Consider the following 22,740-nt stretch of genomic DNA (forward strand, 5'->3'; position numbering starts at 1 on the left):
TGCCGCCACCCCTGCTTCATCCGAACAGATTGATCCAGCCCATGGCCTCGCCGATGAACAACATCTGAGACATCAGCAGCAATGCCACCCAGCCCCAACGCCAAGGACGCATGCCCGTCCAGGCTTCGCGCGCGGGCGCGGCGGGTGCGCCCGCATGCCCGGCCTTTGCCCTGAGCGCGGCGCTGCCGCCTGCGAGGCGCAGGCCGTATAGATAGGCGCCGGTCAGGCACAACGTGGTCAACGCCGCGCCGAACACGAACCAGATCGCGCGCACGGGCCACGGCCCGAACGAGCCGAAATGCAACGGGTCCGCCATTTCCGACAGGCGCTGATGCGGGCCAAGTTCAGCCGCGCTGCGGCGGGCGGCGGCATGATCGGACAGCGGCAGCCGGATGGCATTGGCCCGGTCACGAACCAGCCATGCCTGCGTCTGCCCTTCCACCTGCCCGGCCCGGCCATCGGCATCCAGCCGCAAGACGCGGATGTCCAGGTCGGGCCATTCCTGGCGCACGCGCGCCACGGCCGCGTCCAGCGTCTGGGCGGTGAAAGGCGCGGCGGCGCGTGGCGCGTCCGGGGTGGTGATGGCGGGCAGCCGCGGCGCATGCCCGCCCAGCGATTCGACCAGATACCACAGGCCGGTCAACGCAATCAGCGTGCTGAACCACAGGCTCCACACCGCTAGCAGCCGATGGGTATCGCCCCACATCAGCCGACGCTTTCCCCGCCGTGGCCACGCCAGAAAGCCGCGCCACCAGCGCTTATAGACGACCAGCCCCGTCGTGACCAGCACCAGCAGCGGTATCGACAAGGCCGACACCAAGGGCACGCCATAGCGCGTGGGCAGAAACAGATGCCGATGCGTGTTGCGCAGCCAACGCTGAAGGCTGAACCAGGATGTGTCGCCGGTGACGACTGCGCGATACGGGTCGATCCATACGAAGCGCTGTTCGCCTTGCGGGGTGCGCATCAAGGCCCGGGCGGCGAAGTGCGAACCGTGGGCGGCGGTGACGGATTGCAGCGTCCAGCCGGGTCGCGCCGTCTGCGCGGCCTGGACCATGTCGCCCCAGCTTGCGCGCTGCGCGGCCGGGTCGACACGCATCGCGGGCTGCGCCAGCCAGTCCAGCTCGGTTGCGATGACGGCCAGCGTGCCGGTCAGACAGATGAACGCCATGATGAGGCTTAGCTTCAACCCCACCCAGCTATGCAGCGCAAACCACCATTTTCGTTGGGCAGGGGTGGCGGAGATCAGGCGCGAAGTCGGGCTGGACGGAATCGAAGGGGATTTCATGCGGGCTTGGGTAACTGAGGGCTCCGGCGAAAAGCGGGGGCTCATATCAAGGTCACCGTACAACGACGAAAAAGATGCCAACACGATCCCAACGTAATGGCGAACCCGTCGCGCCAAAGGAAAAACCTATAGGCGCATAGGAAAGCAGTATTTGAATTGATCTGACCGCCTGCCTAGCATGGGTCCGCACGCATCACACAAAAAAAAGTTCGCGCCAAGCGCGTCAATTCAGGGGAAACCGATGTTCGACCACAGTAAAGCCCGTTCGGCCCGTTGCCTGCGCGCGGTCCTTGTCAGCGCGCTGGCCTTTATCGGGCACGCAGCCCAGGCCCAGGCCCAGGCCCAGCCTGCCTATCCCGACCATCCCGTCCGGTTGATCGTTCCGCAATCCGCGGGATCCGGGGCCGACGTGGTCGCCCGCTTGTTAAGCGAGAAGATGGCAAGCGCCCTGGGCGCCTCTGTCGTCGTCGAAAACAAGCCCGGCGCGAACGGCATTGTGGCCACGTCGTATGTGGCCAAGGCGCCCGCCGACGGCTACACGCTGCTGTTGGCGGGTGTGTCCCAGATGAGCTTCAACCCTAAGCTGTACAAGAGCCTGCCCTACGACGCGAACAAGGACTTCACCTACATCGCACCGGTGGTCGACACGCCCTTCGTCCTGGTCGCTGGAAAGAACAGCCCCTACAAGAATCTGCCGCAGTTGCTGGCCGCCGCCAAGGCCACGCCCGACAGCATCACGTTCGCCAGCGCCGGGGCCGGCAACTCCACCCACTTGTCGACCGAGATGATCGCGGCAGGCGCCGGCATCAAGTTGCGGCACGTGCCCTACAAGGGCTCCGGCCCGGCGCTGAATGCCGTGATCGGCGGACAGGTCGACGTCATGACCAGCGTGCTGGGTTCCGCGTTGCCGCAGATCGAAGCGGGCAATGTGATTCCGTTGGCGATCCTGGCCGAACAGCGGGCCAGCGACCTGCCCAATGTGCCCACCTTGAAGGAAGCGGGCATACAAGCCCCCGCCATGCCGGGTTGGTTCGCCTTGGTCGGCCCGGCGGGCACCGACGGCGCCATCGTGAGCAAGCTGAACGGGGCGATCCAGGCCGCCATTGCCGACCCGGCCGTCAACAAGCGGCTGAAGGACCTGTACTTCGTTCCGATGACAGGAAGCGCCGACGCGATGCGCGCCCGGGCAGAGAACGACGCCAAGGTCTGGGGCGAGTTCATTACCAGCACCGGCGTCCAGGTCGATTGACGCTGACGTACCGCGGCCCCGGCCCCTGCCCACGACACCTGGAGATTTCCCATGAAGACGCTATCCCTGCTCGCCGCCATCGCCGGCGCCCTGACGATGCTCTCGCCCGCGCACGCGCAACAGGCCGCGGCTTGGCCAGACAAGCCCGTCCGGATCATCGTGCCGTTCGCGGCGGGCGGTTCGACCGACATCGTGGCACGCAAGGTGGCCCAACGATTGGGCCAACTGACGAACCAGCCGTTTGTCGTCGAAAACAAACCCGGCGCGGGAGGGACGCTGGGAGCCGCCTACGCGCGGGGGCAGCCGGCCGATGGCTATTCCCTGTTCCTGGGCACGGTCAGCACACAATCCGTTGCGCCGTTCCTGTACAAGACCCTGCCCTATGACCCGCTGAAGGACTTTCGAGGGCTGGCGATGATCGCGTCCGTTCCCAACGTCGTTGTCGTCAACAAGGACTTGAAGCTGCACGATCTGAAAGGGCTGATCACCACGGCCAGAAGCAAACCGGGCGGGCTGACGTATGGGTCCAGCGGCCTGGGTTCATCCAACCATTTGGCAACCGAGGCCTTGCGCGCCAGCCTGGACATTCCCGTGACCCATGTTCCCTATCGAGGCTCCGGCCCCGCCCTGACCGACACGATGGCGGGGCACGTGGACTTCATGCTGGACGTGGCCATGACGTCGTTGCCTTACATCAAGCGTGGCGACCTCAACGCGGTTGCCGTCACGTCCAGGCAACGCCTGGATGTCTTGCCCGACGTGCCTACCGTTGCCGAACAAGGCTTTCCGGACTTTGAAGCGCTGGGATGGTTCGGCCTGTTCGCCCCTGCGCAAACCCCCGAAGACGTGGCCGGCAAAATCGCGGGCCTGGTGCGCCAGGTCGTCACCGAGAAGGACATGACCGCCTACTTCGAAGCGCAAGGCGCCACCGCCAGCGGCGTCACGCTGAAGGACTTCGATGACGTCGTGGCCGCCGACCGCGCCCATTGGGGCAAGGTGGCGGAACTGGCGAAGATCAAGCCTGAATAGCAGGAGGGGCGTGATCAGTTTTTCCAGCTTACGCCGGCCCATCGCCCCGTCTCCACCAGGTCGCGCGCCACGTCTATCAAGGTCTGGTGGATGTGGGTGCAGACCACGCTTTTTTCGGTAGACAAGGACATGCAGACCGACACCCTGCGGCTGAACGCCTTATCTGCAATTGGCGTGGACACGATCCGGTCGGAGTCGGCTTCCGGCCCCACCAGCGCGGAAGAAGGCAGCACGGTCCAGCCTTTGCCCGCGCGTACCAAGCCAAGCAACACAGACACCGCGCTGGTTTCCGCAACCAGCGTCAAGGGCAAGGCGTCGTCCGCGAAAGCCCGCGCGGCCAACACGCGGATCGAATTGGGAAAGCTGGGAAGCACCAGGGGCAGCTCCGCCATGCGCTGGAGCGATATCGCGTCCACACCCAGCGCGGGCCCGACCAGATACAGGTTTTCGACCAGCAGCGGTGTGGTGGTCATGCGAGCGGGCTGCGGCTGGACGTCCATCGCCACCGCGATATCCATGCGGTGCAGGGAAACCGCCACGGCCAGGTCGGCGCTGCTTCCCTCGATCACTTCAAGCAACACCTCCGGATACCGCTGCGCCACCGCTTCAATCAGCGGCACCGCCAGCACGCGAGACGTACTCGTTGGCAGCCCGACCGTGACATGGCCCGCTGGCGTGTCTCGCCCGTGCTTCAACGCGGATTTGGCCTCTTCCACTTGGCGCAGCACCATCTTGGCGTGCCGGTACAAGAGCTTGCCCGCGTCGGTGGCGCGTACTCCGCCCGGCCCCCTGAGCAGCAAGGGGGTCTCAAATTCGCGTTCGAGGTTGGCCACGTGCTGGCTCAAGGACGGCTGTGCAATATGCAAGGTTTCGGCGGCGGCCGTAATGCTTTCCAGCTCGACGATGCGGGTGAAGTACTTGAGTTGTCGGAAATCCATCGGTAATTCCTATATCACGCTCGGATCATATTCAACGATGCCACCGAACGGGTGCCCGTTGCGCGTAATCCCTAGGAAATTTCAGCGGCACACGCCCAGCGAGCCACATCGCTTTTTCCTATACCGACATCCACATTGCATATTGGTGCGGTCGATGGTGCGTCAATAACATTGCTCGTTCAGTCGCCGCGGCCCGTGTCCCGCGCATTTTTTTCACCAAGATTCCAAGGAAGTCCATGCCGTCGTACCCGAAAAACGAAGATGTGGCCTGGGTGGTCCCGCCGCAGGCCTACGCGGACACTCGACCCGGGATTTACGCTATCCCAACGCCTCGTTCCTGCTACTTGACGATGCGCGATGGCTGCCGCCTGGCGATTGATATCTATGTCCCGGAAGGCAAGCCCGAACGCGGTGATGATTCGGCGTCCGCGCAGTTTCCCGCCATCGTGCTGTTCACGCCGTACTACCGCCGCTTCAAGCTTCACCCGGACGGGGTCGGCGAATGCGCGCCCAATACCGCCAAGTTCCGGGATTACTTCGTGCCGCGTGGATACGCCGTCGTCGTGATCGACGTGCGCGGCACGGGCGCAAGTTTCGGCACGCGCGACAGCTTCCGCTCGCCGCGCGAACGCGACGACAGCCGCGAAGTGGTGGAGTGGATCGTCACGCAATCGTGGTCCAGCGGCGTTGTGGGCGCCACCGGCATCTCTTACCTGGGGGCCGCCTCTGATTTTCTGGCCAGCACCGGCCACCCAGCGGTGAAGGCGATTGCCCCGCTGTTTTCGGTATGGGACACCTACACCGACAATTACTTTCCGGGCGGCATACAGCTCAAGGCGCTGACGCAAAGCTACGACGACCTGATGGTCGCCCTGGACCATGACCGACGCGACATGTTGCACCGGTTCGTCTACTACGCAAACCCGCACTTTGAAGGGCCGCAGCCGGTAGACGAAGACCCGGAAGGCGAACTGCTGAAAGCCGCCATCCAGGAACACCTGGGCAACTTTCGCCAGACGGAGTTCATGCCCGAGTTCCGTTTTCGCGAAGACCCCCTGCCCTACGATGCGCAGTTCAGCTCGGCAACGTTCAGCCCCTACAGCCTGGCCGAACAGATTCCGCCTGACGTGGCCGTGCTGTCGGTCTCAGGCTGGATGGACGGCGGCGGCTACATGAATGGCGCTATCTCGCGCTATCTGACCTTGTCGAAAAACCCCAGCCACCTCTTGCTTGGGCCCTGGGACCATGGCGCACGCATTGATGTGTCGCCGTGGCGCACGACGCAGATGGCGGACTTTCCCTGGCTTGCTGAAATTCTGCGGTTCTTCGATCACTATCTGTTGGGCAAGCAAACGGGCCTGGATGCCGAGGCGCCGATCCACTATTACGCGCTGCACTCGGAACAATGGCGAAGCGCCGCGCAATGGCCACCCTACGATCCAGGCAAAGACAGTTCGCTGTACCTGGCCCCCTGCTTGGGGCTTGAGGCGGCTTCGCAACCCGGCCTTTCGCATCAAGCCTATCAAGTGGACTTTTCCATCGGCACCGGCGCAGGCACCCGCTACGAACGCATCGCCGCCATCAACAGCACGGAGTACTACCCAGACTGGCAAGGACGCGGCGACCGCATGTGCAGCTTTACGTCCGCGCCGCTGGACGCGGCGGCCGAATTGGCGGGCCATGCCGTGGCTGACCTATGGGTCAGCAGCAGCGAACCCGACGCCGCCTTGTTCGTCTACTTGACTGAAATCGAGACCGACGGCACCGAGCGTTATGTGACCGAAGGCCTGTTGCGGCTGCTGCATCGCAAGGTCTCGCCGTGCCCACCGGCATACAAGACAACGTGGCCCTTTCGCACATTCAGCCGGCAGGATGCGCGGCCGCTGACGCCGGGGAAATTCGAGCGTGTCGAGGTTCCTCTCTTGCCCACCGCCTGGCAATTCCAACCGGGCAGCCGCATCCGGGTATCGATAGCCGGGGCGGACAAAGACCACTGCGGGCAGGTTCCTCATGGCCGCCCCCCGGTGTTGAAGATCGGCACGGGCGGCGATCATGCCTCCCGAATCGACCTGCCGCTTGCGCCGGTTCCACCAGGCATCGTCGGCAACGAGGCGAAACCATGACCGCGACGTTCAGCTTGTCTCTATCGGAAATCGACATCCTGCGCGCCGCGCTCTGTCACGCACCCTCCGCCCAGGAGCCCGACCCCTTGCTGGGCGCATTGGACCGCATTGCGCAGCGGGCGGTGGGGCACCGTTTGTTCACCGCCTTGCGTTATGACCTGACGGCCGGCCCCGCGCATCGCCTGTACAGCAGCGCCCCCGCCCGTTATCCGGCCAGCGGAACCAAGTTGATAAGCGCGGCGCCGGCCATGCAGAAAATGCTGGCTACGGGCAAGCCCTTGCTGACGCCCGACGCGGATGCGGTCCGCATCAACTTCCCCGACGCCGACGCCATCTTCGCCTTGAATTGCCAGAGCGTGCTGAACATTCCGGTGTACGGCCGGGGCCGCCTGCTTGGGCAGATCAATCTGTTGCACGCGGCGAATCACTACACGCCCGCGCACACCGATTTCTGCGCGGGCTTGGCGGTCATCGCCGCCACGGCATTCCTCTAATCAGCGGCCCCCGCCCGGCGGCACCGGCGCCCCATCCACCAGGCGCCAGATCCCCAGCGGGTTGTCTTGCTGCAAGGCGTCTGGCCGCAACCCATCCGGCAGATCCTGATAGCACACCGGGCGCAGGAATCGGTCGATGGCCGTTGCCCCAACGGACGTGTGCATCGCGTTCGACGTGGCCGGGTACGGGCCGCCATGCACCATGGCGTGGCTGACTTCCACGCCCGTGGGAAAGCCATTGGCCAGGATGCGGCCGCACTTGCGTTCCAGCACGCTTAGCAAGGCGCGGGCGGCGGCATGGTCGGGCGCGTCCACTTGCAGCGTGGCCGTCAACTGGCCTTCCAGATGCTCGGCCACGTCCAGCACTTCTTCCCAGCTTTGCGCGCGCACGATGACGGAGGCGGGGCCGAACATCTCGGCCTGCAAGGCTTCGTTGTCCAAGAGGTTGCGCGCGCGGGTCACGTAGAGCGCGGCCTGCGCGGCATTGGATTGATCGCGCGCGGCACTGCCGTTTGCCACCGTCTCAACGCCCGGCACGGACTGGACCTGCTCGCGGCTGCGGTTGTACGCGGCGCAGATGCCGGGCGTGAGCATGACCTGCGCGGCCTTGGAGGCCAGCGCGTCGCTGGCGGCGGCGATGAATCGATCCAGCTCCGGCCCATCGATGGCGATGACCAGGCCAGGGTTGGTGCAGAACTGGCCCGCGCCCAACGCCAGCGAATCCACGAAGCCCTGCGCGATGGCCTGCCCGCGCGCCGCCAGCGCGGCGGGCAGGACGAACACGGGGTTGATGCTGCTCATTTCCGCGTACACGGGGATGGGCTCGCGCCGCTGGTTGGCAATGTTGACCAGCGCCAGGCCGCCCTGGCGCGAGCCCGTGAACCCCACGGCCTTGATCGCCGGATGCGCGACCAGCGCTTCGCCGATGGTTCGTCCCGCGCCGATCAGCAAGGAGAACACGCCTTCAGGCATGCCCGTGCGTTGCGCGGCCTTTTGCACGGCGCGGCCCACCAGTTCGGACGTGCCCAGATGCGCGCTATGCGCCTTGACGATCACCGGCGCGCCGGCCGCCAGCGCGGACGCCGTATCGCCGCCCGCCACGGAAAACGCCAGGGGGAAGTTGCTGGCGCCGAACACGGCCACGGGGCCTAGCGGAACCTTTGCCTGGCGCAAATCCGCACGCGGCAGCGGCTGGCGGTCGGGCTGCGCGCTGTCAACGATGGCGCCCAGAAAGTGGCCGTCGCGCACCACCTGCGCAAACAGGCGCAGTTGGCCGATGGTGCGGCCACGTTCACCCGTCAGCCGCGCCACGGGCAAGCCGCTTTCCTGGTGCGCACGCTGAATCAGCGCGTCGCCCAGCGCCAGGATTTCATCCGCGATCGCTTCCAGGAATTCCGCGCGGCGAGCCAACGGAAGCTGGCGATACGGGTCGAACGCGGCGGCGGCCAGCGTGGCGGCGCGGTCCACGTCCGTGTGCGTGCCCAGGCCGAAGCACGGCTCGGGAATCTCTGCGTTCAAGCTCGGGTTGAACGCCTGCTGCGTCCCGGCGGTGCCGCGCACGGCGGCGTGACCGATGAGCATTTCTCCAGTGATCTGCATGATTGAATTCCTTGAATAAAAGTCAGATGGGATGGATGTCGACACGCAGGAATCAGTCGTCCAACGGCTGGCCGCTGCGATCGCGCGCCACCGCCACCGCGATGATGGACACCACCGCGCAGGCCGCCAGGAACAGCACCACGGGCACGTAGCTGCCGCTGTAGTAGGCGATGAGCGCCGTGGCAATCAGCGGCATGGGGCCGCCCACCAGCGCCGCGCCAATCTGATAACCCAGCGACATGCCGGTGTAGCGGATGGCGGGCGGAAAGGCTTCCGCCAACAAGGTGCCGATCATGGAGCCGTAGCTGGCCCAGATGACCCCAAAGCCCACGGCGATAGCCAGGCCCGCCGCCCACACCGACTTCTGATCCAGCAGCCAAAAGTACGGAAAGATCCACAACAGAAAGGCCACGCTGCCGCCGATGAACACCTTCTTGCGGCCGATGCGATCAGACAGATGGCCGAAGAACAGCATGAACGGAAACGCGATCAAGGCGCAGACCAGCACAATGTTCAGAATGGTCGAACGCGCGAAGCCGTGATCCATCATGTACGAGATGGTGAAGGTGGCGTACAGAAAAAAGGTGGACGTCTCCACGACCTTCGCGCCAATGGCGATCAGCACTTCGCGCCAGTGGTGCTGCAAGGTTTCCTTCAGCGGAATACGGGCGCTGCTGCGCGTGGCCTGGATCTTCTTGAACGACGGGGTTTCGCCCACGGCGTTGCGGATCCACATGCCCACCATCACCAACACGATGGAACCCACAAACGGAATGCGCCAGCCCCAGGACTGGAACGCCTCTTCGCTCATGCTGGCGCTAAGCAACGACGTGATGATGTTGCCCAACGCCAGGCCCAGCACCGCGCCGGTTTGCGGCACGGCCCCATAGAAGCCGCGCTTTTTACGCGGCGAATATTCCACGGCCAGCAACACGCCGCCGCCCCATTCGCCGCCCAACGCCAGGCCCTGCATCAGACGCAGCAGCGTCAGCATGATGGGCGCGGCCAGGCCTACCTGCGCGTAGTTGGGCAACAGCCCCATCAGCACGGTCGACAAGCCCATCATCGACAGCGTCATCGCCAGCGTCTTCTTGCGGCCGATGCGGTCGCCGATGTGCGAGAAGATCACGCCCCCAAGCGGACGCACCAGAAAGGCCAGCGCGAAGGTGGCCAGCGCCAACATCTGGCTGACCAGCGCGTTGTCGCTAGGAAAGAACTGCTTGGCAAAAATAATGGACGACATGGTTCCGTACAGGAAATAGTCGTACCACTCGATGGTGCTGCCCACCGCGCTGCCCATCAGCGCACGGCGGCGCTCGGCATCCGGAACCAGGGTTTCTTTGTCGGCAGCGGCCAGGCTGGGGTTGGAACCCCCAACGGATAGGGTGCTCATGTCTCCACCTATTTGGATTGTGTAGTTGTTTGATTGTTTGAATACATAGCGCCATCCCATGCGGATGCGGGATGGGGCTTCAGGCGCGCACGCCTTACGTCGATGCGCGCAGCATCTCCACGTAGTCGTCAGCGCTGGCGTCGCGCGGGTTGGTGCGGTGGCTGTGGTCGGCCAGCGCGCCCTTCACGATGCGTTCGTAAAGGTCTTCGGTAACGCCCAGTTCGCCCAAGCCCGTCGGCAAATTCAAGGCGCGGCTCTTGTTGGCCAGGGCCTCTTCCACCGACAGCGTTGCCGGCAAGCCCATGGCCTGCGCCAGCCGCGCGATCTTGTCTTCATGCGCCACGGTTTCCGCGCCACGGTTAAAGCGCACCACGGCCGGCAGCAGAATGGCGTTGAGCGTGCCGTGATGCAGCTTGGGGTTGATGCCGCCCAGCGAATGGCTCAGGCTGTGCACGCAGCCCAAGCCCTTTTGAAACGCCAGCGCCCCTTGCAAGGACGCGCTCATCATGTTGGCGCGCGCCTGGATGTTGCCAGGCTCGTTGACCGCCACTTCAATGTGGCGCCACGCGCGCCAAAGGCCGTCCAGCGCAATGCCGTCGGCCGGCGGGTTGAAGGCCGGCGCCAGAAAGGTTTCGATGCAGTGGGCAATGGCGTCCATGCCGGTGGCGGCGGTCAGGCCCGCAGGCAAGCCCAGCGTCAGTTCGGGGTCGCAGATGGCAACCTTGGGAATGACGTGGGGCGACAAGATGCCCACCTTGCGCCCATCGTCCAGGATGATGATCGCGCCCCGGCCCACTTCGCTGCCGGTGCCCGCCGTGGTGGGAATGGCGACGATGGGCAGCGTGGCCGCCGTGATGTTCTGCACGCCGCCTTCAATCAAGGCGAACTGGCGCAGCGGGCCTTCATGGCGCGCGGACACCGCCACGGCCTTGGCCAGGTCGATGGAAGAGCCACCGCCCACGGCGATGACGCCGTTGCAATCCGCCTGCTTCAAGCTGGCCACACCCGCGCGTACCGCCGCTTCCGACGGGTTGGGCGGGGTGTCGTTGAACACGGCCAGGTTGGCATGCCCCAGCGCCGACTTCACACGGTCGACGATGCCAACCGCTTCCACGCCCCGATCGGTCACGATCAAAGGTTTGGTAATACCCAGGCGCTCACAGACGTCGTGCAGGTCCGCCAGGACCCCGGCGCCGAAGTGAATTTCGGTCACGTAATTGATCAGTGCCATGCTGCCTCTTTTCCTTTAAAACTTGGACCCGATGAGAAGGAACGAGTCTAGGCACGGGCCGCGCTTCAGTACACTGACGACTTTCTATACAGCTATAACTTTTATTCATGGCAAACGTTCCCCCCAGCCTGAATTCCGTCATGTCGCGGCTGCATGCCAAGCAGCTCCGGCTGCTCATCACCATTGAGGAATGCGGCTCGCTGCTGGCCGCCGCCGACAAGATCGGCCTGACCCAGCCCGGCGCCAGCAAAGCGCTGCGCGAGCTGGAGCAGACCTTGCAGGTGGAGCTGTTCGCGCGCACCAACCGAGGGCTGATTCCCACCGAAGCCGGCCTGTGCGCGCTGCGCTTCGCGCGCTTGATCCAGGCGGACATCAACAAGCTGCGGTTTGAACTGGATGCCATCGCCAGCGGCGCGGGCGGCCGTCTGGCCATCGGCACCATCATGGGCGCCGTACCGCTGCTGACCGATGCCGTCACGCACCTGTTGCGCCAGCAGCCGCGCATGTCGGTGGAAATCGTGGAAGACACCAGCGAGACCTTGCTGGGCCTGATAGAACGCGGGCGGCTGGATGCGGCCATCTGCCGCTCGTCCGTCGGGCGTAATCAGGAGCTGTACGAATCCATCGTCATCAAGCCCGAGTCACTGGCGGTGATTGCCAACGTGCGCCATACGGCGATGGGCGCGGACGCCGTGGAACTACGCGAATTGCAGGACAGCCGCTGGGTGGTCTATCGCGCGCACATGCCGATGCGCCGGCTGCTGGAACGCGAGTTCCATGAAGCCGAATTGAATTTCCCGCTGCACTTGATCGAGACCACCTCGGCGCTGGCCACGCTGACGCTGCTAAGCCGCAACACGGACCTGGTCGCGCTGGTGTCCGAAGACGTCGCCAACTACTTCTGCCGCAACGGCTTGGTAGGCACGCTGGCCCTGGCGCTGAAGTCACGCAGCGAGCCGTACGAACTGGTGTTCAGGAAAGGCGCGCCGAAAAGCCCTGCGTTGAGTCTGCTGGTGGAGGCGTTGATGCGAGAAGGAAACGCGGGGGTGGCTTTAAATGACAAGGCCCTGATAAAATGACCATTTTCAATGACCACTTTTAGGGGGCATCATGCCCAGTCAACTGGTGTCGAAATCCGAGTTCAAAGCTCGGGCCCTTGAACTTTTCCGGCAGGTTGAATCTACCGGCGAGTCAATTGTCGTCACGGACCACGGCAAGCCTGCGCTGGAAATCCGGCCCTATCGGGAACCGGTGAAGCGAGATCCGCTTGACGTACTTCGTGGGTCCGTTTTGCGGTTCGACGATCCGTTGTCACCGGTAAGTGACGACTTGTGGGAGGCAGCGTAATGATCGTGCTGGATACCCACGCGCTGGTGTGGTGGATCGCGGAAGATTCTCAGCTAAGTCGTCGCGCTCGAGAAGTCATCGAAGCCGAGATGCAAGGTGGCGAAATCCTGGTTTCGGCCATCAGCGCTTGGGAAGTGGCAATGCTGGCCAAGGCGGGACGTCTCGCTTTGAACATGGATGCGACGGCCTGGTTGGACACTGTTGCCCAGGTGCCGACGGTCCGTTTTGTACCCGTTGATGTTCGCATTTCGGTACATTCGGTCGACCTGCCCGGCGAGTTTCATAAGGACCCGGCGGACCGCATCATCGTGGCCACAGCACGGCAGTATTCCGCGCCTCTAGTCTCTGCTGACTTGAAGATCCGCGATTACTCGCACGTGCATACTGTTTGGTGATGAACGGCATCCGCCAAGGCAAAAAGCTGTCTTAGGGCAGCTTTTTGTTTTTGTCGCAGCGGTGTGGATTATTGCGTGTCGTCCAAGCCCGCCATTTGCGTCGGCGGGAATCTGAAAATTCCGATCATCGGAGTTGATATGAGTTACGCGCGCGACACGGTCATTCAACCGAAGCGCCATGAACCTCAGCAGGTTTAAATTCTAGGCGCAATGGTTTATTGTTTTGTTAAATAAAATATCTTTTATTCAATGAAACATAAGCCATGACATCCACTCCCGAAGCATCCCTGGTCGCCCACCTAAGCCGCCTGCGCCAGCAGCCCATTCCCCTGCCCACCCGCGAACGCCTGGCGCAAGCCTTGCTGGACTGGTTCACCGCCGGCTGGTCAGCGGCCGGCACGCCTGCCGCCGATCGCTATCGCCGCACCGCACACGACTGCCACCCAGGCGCCGGCAACATCCCGGTCTTCGGCGGCATGGGCATGAACGCCAACGGCGCCGCCTTCGCCAATGCGGCCATCGCCCACTTGCGTGAGATCGACGACGCGCATCGCGCCGCGATGCTGCACCCCGGCGTGGTGTCGGTCACCCCCACCTTGGCGCTGGCGGCAAGCGGCGGCATGACGCAGCGCCAGGTAGCGGACGCCATCATTGCCGGGTACGAAGTGTCGCTGCGGCTGGGCGAAGCGCTGGGCACGCGCCATGCCGCGTCCTTTCACGCCACCGCCACGGCGGGCGCGGTGGGCGCGGCGGCGGCGTCGGCCACCGCCTTGGGGCTGGGGCCGCAAGCGCTGCACCATGCGCTGGGCATCGGCGCCACGCAGGCGGCGGGCCTGTGGCAGTTGGTGGACGATGAGGCGCACGAAGCCAAGTCGCTGCACCCCGCTTTCGCCGTGCGCAACGGCATGACGGCCGCTTATGCGGCGCGTGCCGGGCTGCCCGGCGCGCAGCGCTTCGCAACGGGTGCGCGCGGACTGTACCGCTTGCTGCAAGGCGATGGCCCCTTGGACGCGCTGGACATCAACCTGGACGCGCCCGAACGCCTGAACACCGCCACCATCAAGGCCTGGCCCTGCTGCGCGCAATTGTTCACGCCGCTGGACGCCACCCAGGAACTGCTGGACATCCACGCGCCCGCGCCGGACGACATCGAATCGCTGGACGTTGAAATCTTCACGCACGCGCTGAAAATCGCCGGCGTCGAATGGCCCGTCAATCCCGCGCAAACCTGCTTTTGCTTGCGCTACGTGGTGGCGCGCCTGGTGCTGACCGGCAAGCTGGGCATTGAAGACATGGAGTCGCCCGACTTGCATGCGCCCGCCCTGCTGGCCTTGGCGCGCCGCATCACGATACGCACCAGCGATGTCTTCCAACAGGAGTTTCCAAGCCTGCGGCCTTGCCGCGTGACGCTCACGCTGAAGGGCGGACAGCAATGGAGCGTGCTGCGCAAGCTGCGTCGCGGCGACCCGGAAGACCCCTACACCTGGGATGCGCTGCAAGCCCGCATGCGCGCCTTCGCGCCGGCCATGGACGATGCGCAGGCAGCAGCCATAGTGGCCTGGTGCGAGCGCTTCACGGACGCCGGCGAAGACGAGGCGATCTGCCTGCCGCCCCCCGAATTATTCGGCGGCGGGGGCCCGCGCCAGCAGTAGAAACACAAGCGGGCGCCGCAGCCCGCTTACGCCTAGCCCTTGGGCGTACAGGCCGCCGGCGGCGTGGTCCGAAACCCTTGCTGCGCAAGCTCGTGGCGCACGATATCCACGGCCTTGATCTGCGCGGCCTCGTCGTGGCGCGATGCCAGCCCCAGCACGACCAGCGCGCCAATGAAGGCGTCATCCGCATCGAATACCGGCACGGCCACCGACGCCATTTCAGCGACCCGCTCGGACCGGGTCATGGCGTAGCCGTTCTCATGGATGCTGTCCGCAAGCGGCGTAACGCCGCCGGTAAAGGCGCGCAGCACATGCGCCGATGACCCGCCGTCCTTCAGGCTGATGCGCTTGCCGACTTCAACGTGATGACGCACCTCGCGCGAGGTGTTTTCGCGGTACAGGCAGATGCGGTCTTCACCACTGCGCACGTACAGCGCCACCGTTTCGCCCGTCTGTTCCATGATGCTGCGCAACACCGGCTGCAAGCGCGAACCCAGGTCGAAGGTGTCGCGATAAAGCATGCCCATGTGCAAGAGCGCGGGCCCCAACGCGTAGGTGCTGCTGTCAAAGCGATGAATCATGCGCGCCTTGATGAACACGCCCAGCAGACGCAGCAAGGTGGCTTTGTCCAGCCCGGTGCGTTCGGCCAGGTCGCGCAGCGACAGGCGCAGATTGTTTTCGTCGAAGCACTCCAGAACGGAGATGCCGCGTTCGAGCACGCCGGCGGGCGGCTTAGGGGAATTCTCGCTTGACACGGTTTCGGATGCTTCCTATAGTTTTGTTCAATAAAACCTATTTTAACCAATGAAACGAAAGCCGGCTACCGGACCAGGGACCGCCGCCTGCGTTTCAACCAGGAGACCGCAAGCGCCGCAGCGTTACGCCCGGCCGTGCGAACCGTAGCATTATGCCCAATCAGAGTGATGCATTCGCCACGGCGCTGGGCGCCATCGTGGGCCCCGCGCAGGTACTGACCGCGGCGGCGGACACGGCCCGCTACACGTCCGACTGGCGCCGCAACTTCCCCGGCGCGGCGCGCGCAGTGGTGCGTCCGGCCACGACGCAGGAGGTGTCGCGCGTGGTGGCGTTGTGCGCCGCGCAAGGCGTGGCCGTGGTGCCGCAGGGCGGCAACACCGGGCTGGTCGGCGGATCCACGCCCGATGCCTCGGGCCGGGAACTGGTGCTCAGCCTGGACCGCATGACGGCAGTGCGCCGCGTGGACGCGCTGGACAACAGCATGACGCTGGAGGCCGGCTGCACGGTGCTTGCCGCGCAACAGGCGGCCGCGAACGTGGGCCGCTTGTTTGCCCTGTCGCTGGCCTCGGAAGGCAGCGCCACGGTGGGCGGTGTGGTGTCCACCAACGCGGGTGGCGAACAGGTGCTGCGCTACGGCAACACGCGCGACCTGACACTCGGCCTGGAAGTGGTGCTGGCCGACGGCAGCGTGCTGAATCAACTGGGCACGCTGCGCAAGGACAACACCGGCTACGACCTGAAGCAATGGTTCATCGGCGCCGAAGGCACGCTGGGTGTGGTCACCGCCGCGTCCTTCAAGCTGTACGCGCCGCCGCGCAAGGTGGTGACCGCCTGGGTGGCGGTGCCCACGCCGCAAGCGGCGGTGGATCTGCTGGCCCGGCTGACCGACGCCGTGGGCGAACGGGTCACCGCCTTTGAACTGATCGGCCGCCAGACCTTGGCCCAGGTGCTTCTGCACCCGCTGGATGGCATGCGCGATCCCCTGGCCCAGCCCGCGCCCTGGATGGTGCTGTTCGATGTGTCCGAGACATCCGCCTTGATGGACCCCGAGCCCGCCGTTCACGGCGTGCTAGAAGCGGCCATGGAAGACGGCGGCGTGACCGATGCGGTGATCGCGGCATCCCACCGCCAGGCGCATGAACTATGGGCCCTGCGCGAACATGTGCCCGAAGCCCAGCGGCTGGACGGCCCGTCCATCAAGCACGACATTTCGGTGGCGGTATCCCGCATCCCCGAATTCATCGCCACCGCCGACAGCCGCTTGCAGGCGCTGATGCCCGGCATCCGCATCGTCTGCTTCGGCCATGTGGGCGACGGCAATCTTCACTACAACCAAAGCAAACCGCTGGCGATGGACGACGCGGCTTTCCGTGCCCAGGAAGACGCGGTACATGACATCGTGCACGAAGTCGCCGCCGCGTTGGGCGGTTCGATTTCCGCCGAGCACGGCATCGGCCGGCTCAAGCAGCAAGCGTTTCTGCAATTCAAACCCGCCGTGTCCGTCGAGCTCATGCAGCGCATCAAGCATGCGCTGGACCCGCTGGGCACCTTCAATCCGGGACGCCTGTTGCCGCGCCCCGCCCCCAAGCTTTCCTAATCACCAGGACCTTACGCCATGCCCGTTTCCGTTTTCGATATGCAGTCGCTCCAGCATCTGTGGAGCACCGACGAACTGCGCGACATCTTCTCGGAAGAGAACCGCATCCAGAAGTGGCTGGACTTTGAAGCGGCGCTGGCCGAAGCGCAGGCCGAGCTGGGCATCATTCCAGAGGCCGCCGCCCGCGAGATCCGTGCCCAGGCCAAGATTTCCAACATCGACATCACGCATATGTCGGCCGAGATTCGCCGCATCAAGCATTCGCTGGTGCCCGCGCTGAAGCAATTGCAGGCACGTTGCGGACCGGATCATGGCGAATGGGTGCACTACGGCGCCACCACGCAAGACGTGGTGGATACCGGCGTGGCCTTGCAGCTTAAGCAGGTGCATGGCGTCATCCTGCGCGACGTGACCGCCGTGGGGCAGGAATTGGCGCGCCTGGCGCTGACGCATCGCGACACCCCCATGGCGGGGCGCACGCACGGCGTGCAGGCGCTGCCGATCACCTTCGGGCACAAATGCGCGGTCTGGCTGGACGAGCTGTCGCGCCATCACGACCGCCTGAAAGAATGCGAAGCGCGCATGCTCGTGGGCATGGTGGCCGGCGCGGTGGGCAGCCAGGCCTCGCTGGGCGAGCAGGCCGAAGAGGTCGAACGCCGCACGCTGGCCAAGCTGGGGCTGGCCGCGCCCGCCGTCAGTTGGGCGCCCGCGCGCGACCGCTTCACCGAGTACGCGCTGGTGCTGGCCATGCTGGGCGCCACCTTGTCGAAGATCGGCAACGAACTCTTCAACATGCAAAGAAACGAATTCGGCGAAGTGGAAGAGGCGTTCTCGGCGGGCAAGCTGGGCTCGTCGACCATGCCGCACAAGCGCAACCCCACGTCCGCCGAGAACCTGGCGGGCTTGTGCCGCCCCCTGCGCGCCAACGCGGCGCTGATGCTGGAAGGCATGGTGCAGGAAGGCGAGCGCGACGGCATTGCCTGGAAGATCGAATGGAAAGCCCTGCCCGAATGCTGCCTGATTGCCGGCGCCATGCTGTTCCAGGCCAAGAACCTGCTGGCCGGGTTGCGGGTGGACGCGGACGCCATGGCGCTGAACCTGGACCGCATGCGGGGCTACCTGCTGTCCGAACACGTGATGCTGGAACTGTCCGAGCGCGTGGGCAAGCAGACCGCCCACGAATGGATCTACGACGCATCCATGCATGGCATCACGCACAAGCTCGATTTCGCCCAGGCGCTGCGCCAGCATAAGGACCTGGCGGCGCTGCTGGGCGAAGCAGAGATCCTGCGCCTGACCGACCCCGCGGGTTACCTGGGGCAGTGCGCGGCATCGGTGGACAGGGTGGTGCAACAGCATCAGGCCGGGTGGCTCGACGCCTAGCCTTTCCCTGAAAAAAACAACACAGGAGACAAACACAATGGGCAATTCTTTCGCAAGCCGGTTTGTCCGGCAGTTTGGGGGCCGCGCCGCCGTGGTGGCGGGCCTGGGTTTGATCAGCTTGGCGGGCGGCACGGCGCAGGCCGCGTTTCCCGACCGCCCCATCACGCTGGTGGTGGGCTTTCCGCCGGGCGGCGGCGGCGGCCTTTACGGACGCCTGATCGCCACCGCCATGGGTAAAGAGATCGGCCAGACCGTCATCGTTGAAAACCGGCCCGGCGCGGGCGGCAACATCGCCGCGGGCCTGGTCGCCAAGGCGCCGCCCGACGGCTACACCATCCTGCTGGCCATGAGCGGCAACCTGGCGGTGTCGCCTGCCTTGAAGCCCAAGACCCTGCCGTACAAAGTGCCGGAAGACTTTGCCCCCATCGGCTTGATCCTGGAAGCGCCGCATGGCCTGTTCGTGGCCACGCAGTCGCGCTTCAAGACCGCGCAGGAAGTGATCCAGGCCGCGAAGGCAAAGGAGCTGACCTTTGCCTCCACCGGCACGGGCGGGGCCGCCCACATCGGCATGGAAACCATCAAAGAGCTGGGACACCTGAAGCTGCTGCACGTGCCATACAAGGGATCCGGCCCGGCCATCACCGACATGATGGGCGGACAGATCGATATGTTCTTCGCCACCGCATCGCCCTTGGTGCCGCAGGTGCAGCAAGGCCAGTTGCGCGTGCTGGCCCTGACCGGCAGCAAGCGCAGCCCGATCCTGCCGGACGTACCCACATTCAAGGAGCTGGGCATCGACATGACAATGACGCAGTGGTACGGCCTGGCGGCGCCCGCCGGCACGCCGCCCGACGTGGTCAAGGTGCTGTCCGACAACCTTTCGCGCGCCTTGAAAGAACCGTCGGTGCAGAACGCCATCCGCAAGGACTCCGCCATGGAACACGACTTGCCGATGGACCAGTTCAAGCAGTACATCGTTGAAGACATCGCCAACTACCGTAAAGCCGCCACCCCCGCCCTGCTCAAGCAGATCGGGCAATAAGACCAGGAGCCTGACATGAGCAACACCTTGATCGGCGCGGCCGACCTGCACCGCGCGCTGGCCCAGGCGGGGCGGGACGACATCGTGGTCCTGGACTGCGGCTTTGACCTGACGGACCCGCAAGCGGGGCGTCGCCAGTATGAAGCGGGCCATCTGCCCGGCGCGGCCTACGTGCATCTGGACGACACGCTCAGCGGCGTGAAAACAGGCAAGAACGGACGCCATCCCCTGCCGGATCGCGCCGGGTTCGCCCGCGCGATGGCCGCGCTGGGCATCGGCAGCCAGACGCAGGTGGTCGCCTACGACAACGCGGGCGGCATGTTCGCCGCGCGCCTGTGGTGGCTGCTGCGCTGGATCGGCCACGACGCCGTGGCGGTACTGGACGGCGGCGTCGCGGCATGGACGGCCGCCGGCTACCCGCTCACCACGGAGGCGCCGCCCGAGCGAGCCGCCGGCCAACTGCCGGTGGGCGACAGCCTTCAGCCCACAATCGACTACCCGCAATTACGCCAGGCGCTTAACGCGGGCAAGCACGTCGTGCTGGATGCGCGCGCGCCTGACCGCTATCGCGGTGAAAACGAAACGCTGGACGCGGTGGGCGGCCACATACCCGGCGCGCGCAATCGCTTCTTCCGCGACAACCTCGCGCCCGACGGCCGCTTTCTGTCGCCCGAACGACTGCGTAAGGAGTTCACGTCGCGCATGAACGGCCGCGCGCCGGCCGACGTCATCAACCAATGCGGTTCCGGCGTCACGGCCTGCCACAACCTGCTTGCCATGGAAGTCGCCGGACTGACAGGCGCGGCCCTGTACCCCGGCTCGTGGAGCGAATGGAGCGCGCAAGCCGGCGCGCCCATCGCCACCGGCCCTGAAGCGTAGATCCTCATGAACGACCCCGTCTTCCCGCCGGCCCGTCCGGACACCGACAGCAAGCCCCACAGCGCCCACTGGGGCGTGTTTTCCGCCGCCTGGAAAGACGGCGCGCTGAAGGTGCTGCCGTATCCCGGCGACCCGGACCCCAACCCGCTGATCCAGAACTTCACCAATGCGCTGGACCACCCCGTACGCGTCACCGCGCCCATGGTGCGGCGCAGTTGGCTGGAACGCGGGCCGGGGCCGGACGCCAGCCGGGGCCGCGACGACTACGTGCAGGTCAGTTGGGAGGATGCGCTGGACCTGTTGGCCGCTGAACTACAACGCGTCAAGAATCTGCATGGCGCGCAAGGCGTGTTCGGCGGGTCTTACGGCTGGTCCAGCGCGGGCCGTTTTCATCATGCCCAAAGCCAGGTGCACCGCTTCCTGAATACGGCGCTGGGCGGCTACGTGCGTTCGGTCAACAGCTACAGCGCGGGTGCGTCGGGCGTGATCCTGCCGCATATCCTGGGCAGCATGGACGACGTGGCGCGCCGCAACGTCACGTGGGAACAGATCGTGGCGCACACGGATGTGGTGCTGGCGTTCGGCGGCATGGCGTTGAAGAATTCACGCGTGGCCAGCGGCGGCATCAGCCGTCACATCGAACGCGAGTCCATGCGCCAGGCCGCCGCGCGCGGTTGCCGCTTTATCAACATCAGCCCCTTGGCCAGCGACTTTCCGGCGGACGCCGACGCGCAATGGGTGCAGGCCGTGCCCGGCACCGATGTGGCGCTGATGCTTGCGCTGGTGCATGACGTGGTCGCCAACGGCAGGCATGACCGAGCCTTCCTGGCCGAGTTCTGCGACGGCTGGGAAGGCTTTGAAGACTATCTGATGGGCCGCCAGGACGGGCAAGCCAAAGACGCGAACTGGGCCGCCCCCCTTTGCGGCCTGCCGGCGGCAAAGATCACTGAACTGGCGCGCCTGTTGCCCGGCAAGCGCGTGCTGGTGACCGTTTCGCATTCGTTGCAGCGCGCCGAACACGGCGAGCAGCCGGTCTGGATGGCCGCCGTGCTGGCGGCCGCCTTGGGCCAACTGGGTTTGCCTGGCGGGGGTTACGCCTATGCGCTGGGCACGCTGGCGCACTACGGCAAGCGCAGCAACGCAGTGCCGGTGGCGTCGTTGCCGCAAGGCATGAATGGGGTGAAGGACTTTATTCCGGTCGCGCGTATTTCCGACATGCTGCTGCATCCCGGCCAGCCCTTTGACTACAACGGCAAGCGCATGCGGTATCCCCACATCCGCCTGGCGTACTGGGCGGGCGGCAACCCCTTCCACCATCATCAAAACCTGAAGCGCCTGACCCGCGCTTTCGCCACGCTGGACACCTTCATCGTGCATGAAATCGGCTGGACCGCTACCGCGCGCCATGCCGACATCGTGCTGCCCTGCACGATGACGCTGGAACGTGAAGACATCGGCGGTTCGGCAACCGACCCGCTGCTGGTGGCCATGCACCGCATCGCCGCGCCCAATGGCCAGGCACGCGATGACTACGACATATTCACGGACCTGTCCGACCGCCTGGGCACGCGCGACGCATTTACCGAAGGGCGGACCAGCGGCGAATGGCTGCGCCACCTGTACGAAAAAACGCGCCTGGCATTGCAAGACCAGGGCCGGGACGCGCCCAGCTTCGAGCAGTTCTGGGAACGGGGCGAATTGCCGCTGCCCCAACAAGACGACGACGGCGGCATCTTGCGCGCGTTCCGCAACGACCCGGCCGGCAAGCCCTTGCCCACGCCTAGTGGCAAGGTGCAGATCAGTTCCCAGGTGATCGCCGGCTTTGGCTATGCGGACTGCCCGGGCCACCCGGCGTGGTTGCCGCCCGAAGACGCGCCCACCGCTGACTACCCCTTGTTCCTGGTGGCCAATCAACCCGCTACCCGGCTGCATAGCCAACTGGACTTTGGCGCACACAGCGTGTCGCAAAAGCGGCATGGCCGTGAAGTGTGCACGTTGCATCCGCAGGACGCCGCCGCGCGCGGCATCGCGGAAGGCGACATCGTGCGCCTGTTCAATGGGCGTGGCGCCTGCCTGGCCAGCGCCACGCTCAGCACGGCCATCATGCCCGGCGTAGCGCAACTGCCCACCGGCGCCTGGTACGACCCCGTGACAGACGCCAGCGGCAACGTGGTGCTGTGCGGCCACGGCAACCCGAACATCCTGACGCGCGACGTCGGCACGTCGTCGCTGGCGCAAGGTTGTAGCGGGCAACTGACGGCGGTGCAGGTTGAGCGCTTTGACGGCGTGTTGCCGCGTATGCGCGCGTTTGATCCGCCACGGGCGGTCAAAAGAAACACGTAGCG

General features: G+C 65.2%; 19 protein-coding genes. 13 read left to right on the forward strand and 6 right to left on the reverse strand.

Annotated features, from left to right (window positions below; all coding sequences use genetic code 11):
* Positions 1-16 precede the first annotated feature (16 nt).
* Complete coding sequence (locus ACE04A_RS21385) at positions 17-1,288, reverse strand: PepSY-associated TM helix domain-containing protein (protein WP_448716336.1); 1,272 nt, start codon at positions 1,286-1,288, stop codon at positions 17-19.
* Positions 1,289-1,529: 241 nt separating this feature from the next.
* Here ACE04A_RS21385 and ACE04A_RS21390 point away from each other — a divergent pair, with 241 nt between their 5' ends.
* Both ACE04A_RS21390 and ACE04A_RS21395 read left to right on the forward strand, forming a co-directional pair.
* Complete coding sequence (locus ACE04A_RS21390) at positions 1,530-2,537, forward strand: Bug family tripartite tricarboxylate transporter substrate binding protein (protein WP_448716337.1); 1,008 nt, start codon at positions 1,530-1,532, stop codon at positions 2,535-2,537.
* A gap of 51 nt (positions 2,538-2,588) precedes the next feature.
* On the forward strand, positions 2,589-3,566 hold the full coding sequence (locus ACE04A_RS21395) for a Bug family tripartite tricarboxylate transporter substrate binding protein (protein WP_259250002.1): 978 nt from the start codon (positions 2,589-2,591) through the stop codon (positions 3,564-3,566).
* Positions 3,567-3,580: 14 nt separating this feature from the next.
* Here the strand turns inward: ACE04A_RS21395 and ACE04A_RS21400 are convergent, their stop codons facing one another.
* Positions 3,581-4,504: a LysR substrate-binding domain-containing protein gene (locus ACE04A_RS21400; RefSeq protein ID WP_447991352.1), complete on the reverse strand. Its 924-nt coding sequence runs from the start codon at positions 4,502-4,504 to the stop codon at positions 3,581-3,583.
* A gap of 350 nt (positions 4,505-4,854) precedes the next feature.
* Between ACE04A_RS21400 and ACE04A_RS21405 the strand changes: the two genes are divergently transcribed.
* Together ACE04A_RS21405 and ACE04A_RS21410 are read left to right on the forward strand one after the other, a co-directional pair.
* On the forward strand, positions 4,855-6,627 hold the full coding sequence (locus ACE04A_RS21405) for a CocE/NonD family hydrolase (protein WP_448716746.1): 1,773 nt from the start codon (positions 4,855-4,857) through the stop codon (positions 6,625-6,627).
* Entirely contained in the window at positions 6,624-7,121 is a 498-nt protein-coding gene (locus ACE04A_RS21410; RefSeq protein WP_485820498.1) for a GAF domain-containing protein, read from the forward strand. Before ACE04A_RS21405 ends, ACE04A_RS21410 begins: the two co-directional genes overlap by 4 nt.
* Here ACE04A_RS21410 and ACE04A_RS21415 read toward each other — a convergent pair whose 3' ends face one another.
* The 3 genes from ACE04A_RS21415 to gbd all read right to left on the reverse strand — a co-directional run bounded on the left by ACE04A_RS21415 (position 7,122) and on the right by gbd (position 11,344).
* Entirely contained in the window at positions 7,122-8,720 is a 1,599-nt protein-coding gene (locus tag ACE04A_RS21415; protein ID WP_448716340.1) for an aldehyde dehydrogenase (NADP(+)), read from the reverse strand. It lies immediately after the preceding gene.
* 52 nt (positions 8,721-8,772) lie between these two features.
* A complete protein-coding gene (locus ACE04A_RS21420) occupies positions 8,773-10,113 on the reverse strand; it encodes an MFS transporter (protein ID WP_259250007.1) in 1,341 nt (446 codons plus the stop codon).
* Positions 10,114-10,207: 94 nt separating this feature from the next.
* Positions 10,208-11,344 carry a 4-hydroxybutyrate dehydrogenase gene (gene gbd / locus ACE04A_RS21425; RefSeq protein WP_259250010.1) on the reverse strand — a complete coding sequence of 379 codons (1,137 nt, stop codon included), beginning with the start codon at positions 11,342-11,344 and terminating at the stop codon, positions 10,208-10,210.
* A 107-nt stretch (positions 11,345-11,451) separates the two neighbouring features.
* Between gbd and ACE04A_RS21430 the strand changes: the two genes are divergently transcribed.
* The 4 genes from ACE04A_RS21430 to ACE04A_RS21445 all read left to right on the forward strand — a co-directional run bounded on the left by ACE04A_RS21430 (position 11,452) and on the right by ACE04A_RS21445 (position 14,738).
* The gene (locus ACE04A_RS21430) at positions 11,452-12,423 is read left to right on the forward strand and encodes a LysR family transcriptional regulator (RefSeq protein WP_424917709.1); all 972 of its coding nucleotides are present in this window, start codon (positions 11,452-11,454) and stop codon (positions 12,421-12,423) included.
* Positions 12,424-12,451: 28 nt separating this feature from the next.
* Positions 12,452-12,691, forward strand: coding sequence for a type II toxin-antitoxin system Phd/YefM family antitoxin (locus tag ACE04A_RS21435; RefSeq protein ID WP_279996603.1), 240 nt, complete (start codon positions 12,452-12,454; stop codon positions 12,689-12,691).
* Positions 12,691-13,086, forward strand: a complete 396-nt coding sequence (locus ACE04A_RS21440; protein ID WP_279996528.1) for a type II toxin-antitoxin system VapC family toxin — start codon at positions 12,691-12,693, stop codon at positions 13,084-13,086. The genes ACE04A_RS21435 and ACE04A_RS21440 overlap by 1 nt, the downstream gene beginning before the upstream one ends.
* Positions 13,087-13,349: 263 nt before the next feature.
* Positions 13,350-14,738 (forward strand): MmgE/PrpD family protein, encoded by a 1,389-nt coding sequence (locus ACE04A_RS21445; protein ID WP_485820499.1) that lies wholly within the window; start codon positions 13,350-13,352, stop codon positions 14,736-14,738.
* Positions 14,739-14,770: 32 nt separating this feature from the next.
* Here ACE04A_RS21445 and ACE04A_RS21450 read toward each other — a convergent pair whose 3' ends face one another.
* Entirely contained in the window at positions 14,771-15,493 is a 723-nt protein-coding gene (locus ACE04A_RS21450) for an IclR family transcriptional regulator (protein ID WP_279996526.1), read from the reverse strand.
* 152 nt (positions 15,494-15,645) lie between these two features.
* Here ACE04A_RS21450 and ACE04A_RS21455 point away from each other — a divergent pair, with 152 nt between their 5' ends.
* From ACE04A_RS21455 to ACE04A_RS21475, 5 genes are read left to right on the forward strand one after another with little or no spacing between them, the layout of a single operon-like run.
* A complete protein-coding gene (locus ACE04A_RS21455) occupies positions 15,646-17,091 on the forward strand; it encodes an FAD-binding oxidoreductase (RefSeq protein ID WP_279996525.1) in 1,446 nt (481 codons plus the stop codon).
* An 18-nt stretch (positions 17,092-17,109) separates the two neighbouring features.
* Positions 17,110-18,474, forward strand: coding sequence for an adenylosuccinate lyase (gene purB, locus ACE04A_RS21460; protein WP_279996524.1), 1,365 nt, complete (start codon positions 17,110-17,112; stop codon positions 18,472-18,474).
* A 37-nt stretch (positions 18,475-18,511) separates the two neighbouring features.
* Complete coding sequence (locus ACE04A_RS21465; RefSeq protein WP_485820500.1) at positions 18,512-19,516, forward strand: Bug family tripartite tricarboxylate transporter substrate binding protein; 1,005 nt, start codon at positions 18,512-18,514, stop codon at positions 19,514-19,516.
* A 15-nt stretch (positions 19,517-19,531) separates the two neighbouring features.
* A complete protein-coding gene (locus ACE04A_RS21470; protein WP_448716342.1) occupies positions 19,532-20,395 on the forward strand; it encodes a sulfurtransferase in 864 nt (287 codons plus the stop codon).
* Between the two features lie 6 nt (positions 20,396-20,401).
* A complete protein-coding gene (locus ACE04A_RS21475) occupies positions 20,402-22,738 on the forward strand; it encodes a molybdopterin guanine dinucleotide-containing S/N-oxide reductase (RefSeq protein WP_448716343.1) in 2,337 nt (778 codons plus the stop codon).
* Positions 22,739-22,740: the final 2 nt, after the last annotated feature.

The sequence above is a fragment of the Achromobacter colocynthidis genome (assembly GCF_057334535.1).

Coding starts and splice junctions, on each gene's coding strand:
- ACE04A_RS21400 (WP_447991352.1), bottom strand. CDS start 4,504: ATGGATTTCCGACAACTCAAGTACTTCACCCGCATCGTCGAGCTGGAA.
- gbd (WP_259250010.1), bottom strand. CDS start 11,344: ATGGCACTGATCAATTACGTGACCGAAATTCACTTCGGCGCCGGGGTC.
- ACE04A_RS21455 (WP_279996525.1), top strand. CDS start 15,646: ATGCCCAATCAGAGTGATGCATTCGCCACGGCGCTGGGCGCCATCGTG.
- purB (WP_279996524.1), top strand. CDS start 17,110: ATGCCCGTTTCCGTTTTCGATATGCAGTCGCTCCAGCATCTGTGGAGC.
- ACE04A_RS21475 (WP_448716343.1), top strand. CDS start 20,402: ATGAACGACCCCGTCTTCCCGCCGGCCCGTCCGGACACCGACAGCAAG.
- ACE04A_RS21410 (WP_485820498.1), top strand. CDS start 6,624: ATGACCGCGACGTTCAGCTTGTCTCTATCGGAAATCGACATCCTGCGC.
- ACE04A_RS21430 (WP_424917709.1), top strand. CDS start 11,452: ATGGCAAACGTTCCCCCCAGCCTGAATTCCGTCATGTCGCGGCTGCAT.
- ACE04A_RS21445 (WP_485820499.1), top strand. CDS start 13,350: ATGACATCCACTCCCGAAGCATCCCTGGTCGCCCACCTAAGCCGCCTG.
- ACE04A_RS21440 (WP_279996528.1), top strand. CDS start 12,691: ATGATCGTGCTGGATACCCACGCGCTGGTGTGGTGGATCGCGGAAGAT.
- ACE04A_RS21420 (WP_259250007.1), bottom strand. CDS start 10,113: ATGAGCACCCTATCCGTTGGGGGTTCCAACCCCAGCCTGGCCGCTGCC.
- ACE04A_RS21405 (WP_448716746.1), top strand. CDS start 4,855: ATGCGCGATGGCTGCCGCCTGGCGATTGATATCTATGTCCCGGAAGGC.
- ACE04A_RS21395 (WP_259250002.1), top strand. CDS start 2,589: ATGAAGACGCTATCCCTGCTCGCCGCCATCGCCGGCGCCCTGACGATG.
- ACE04A_RS21390 (WP_448716337.1), top strand. CDS start 1,530: ATGTTCGACCACAGTAAAGCCCGTTCGGCCCGTTGCCTGCGCGCGGTC.
- ACE04A_RS21415 (WP_448716340.1), bottom strand. CDS start 8,720: ATGCAGATCACTGGAGAAATGCTCATCGGTCACGCCGCCGTGCGCGGC.
- ACE04A_RS21470 (WP_448716342.1), top strand. CDS start 19,532: ATGAGCAACACCTTGATCGGCGCGGCCGACCTGCACCGCGCGCTGGCC.
- ACE04A_RS21385 (WP_448716336.1), bottom strand. CDS start 1,288: ATGAAATCCCCTTCGATTCCGTCCAGCCCGACTTCGCGCCTGATCTCC.
- ACE04A_RS21465 (WP_485820500.1), top strand. CDS start 18,512: ATGGGCAATTCTTTCGCAAGCCGGTTTGTCCGGCAGTTTGGGGGCCGC.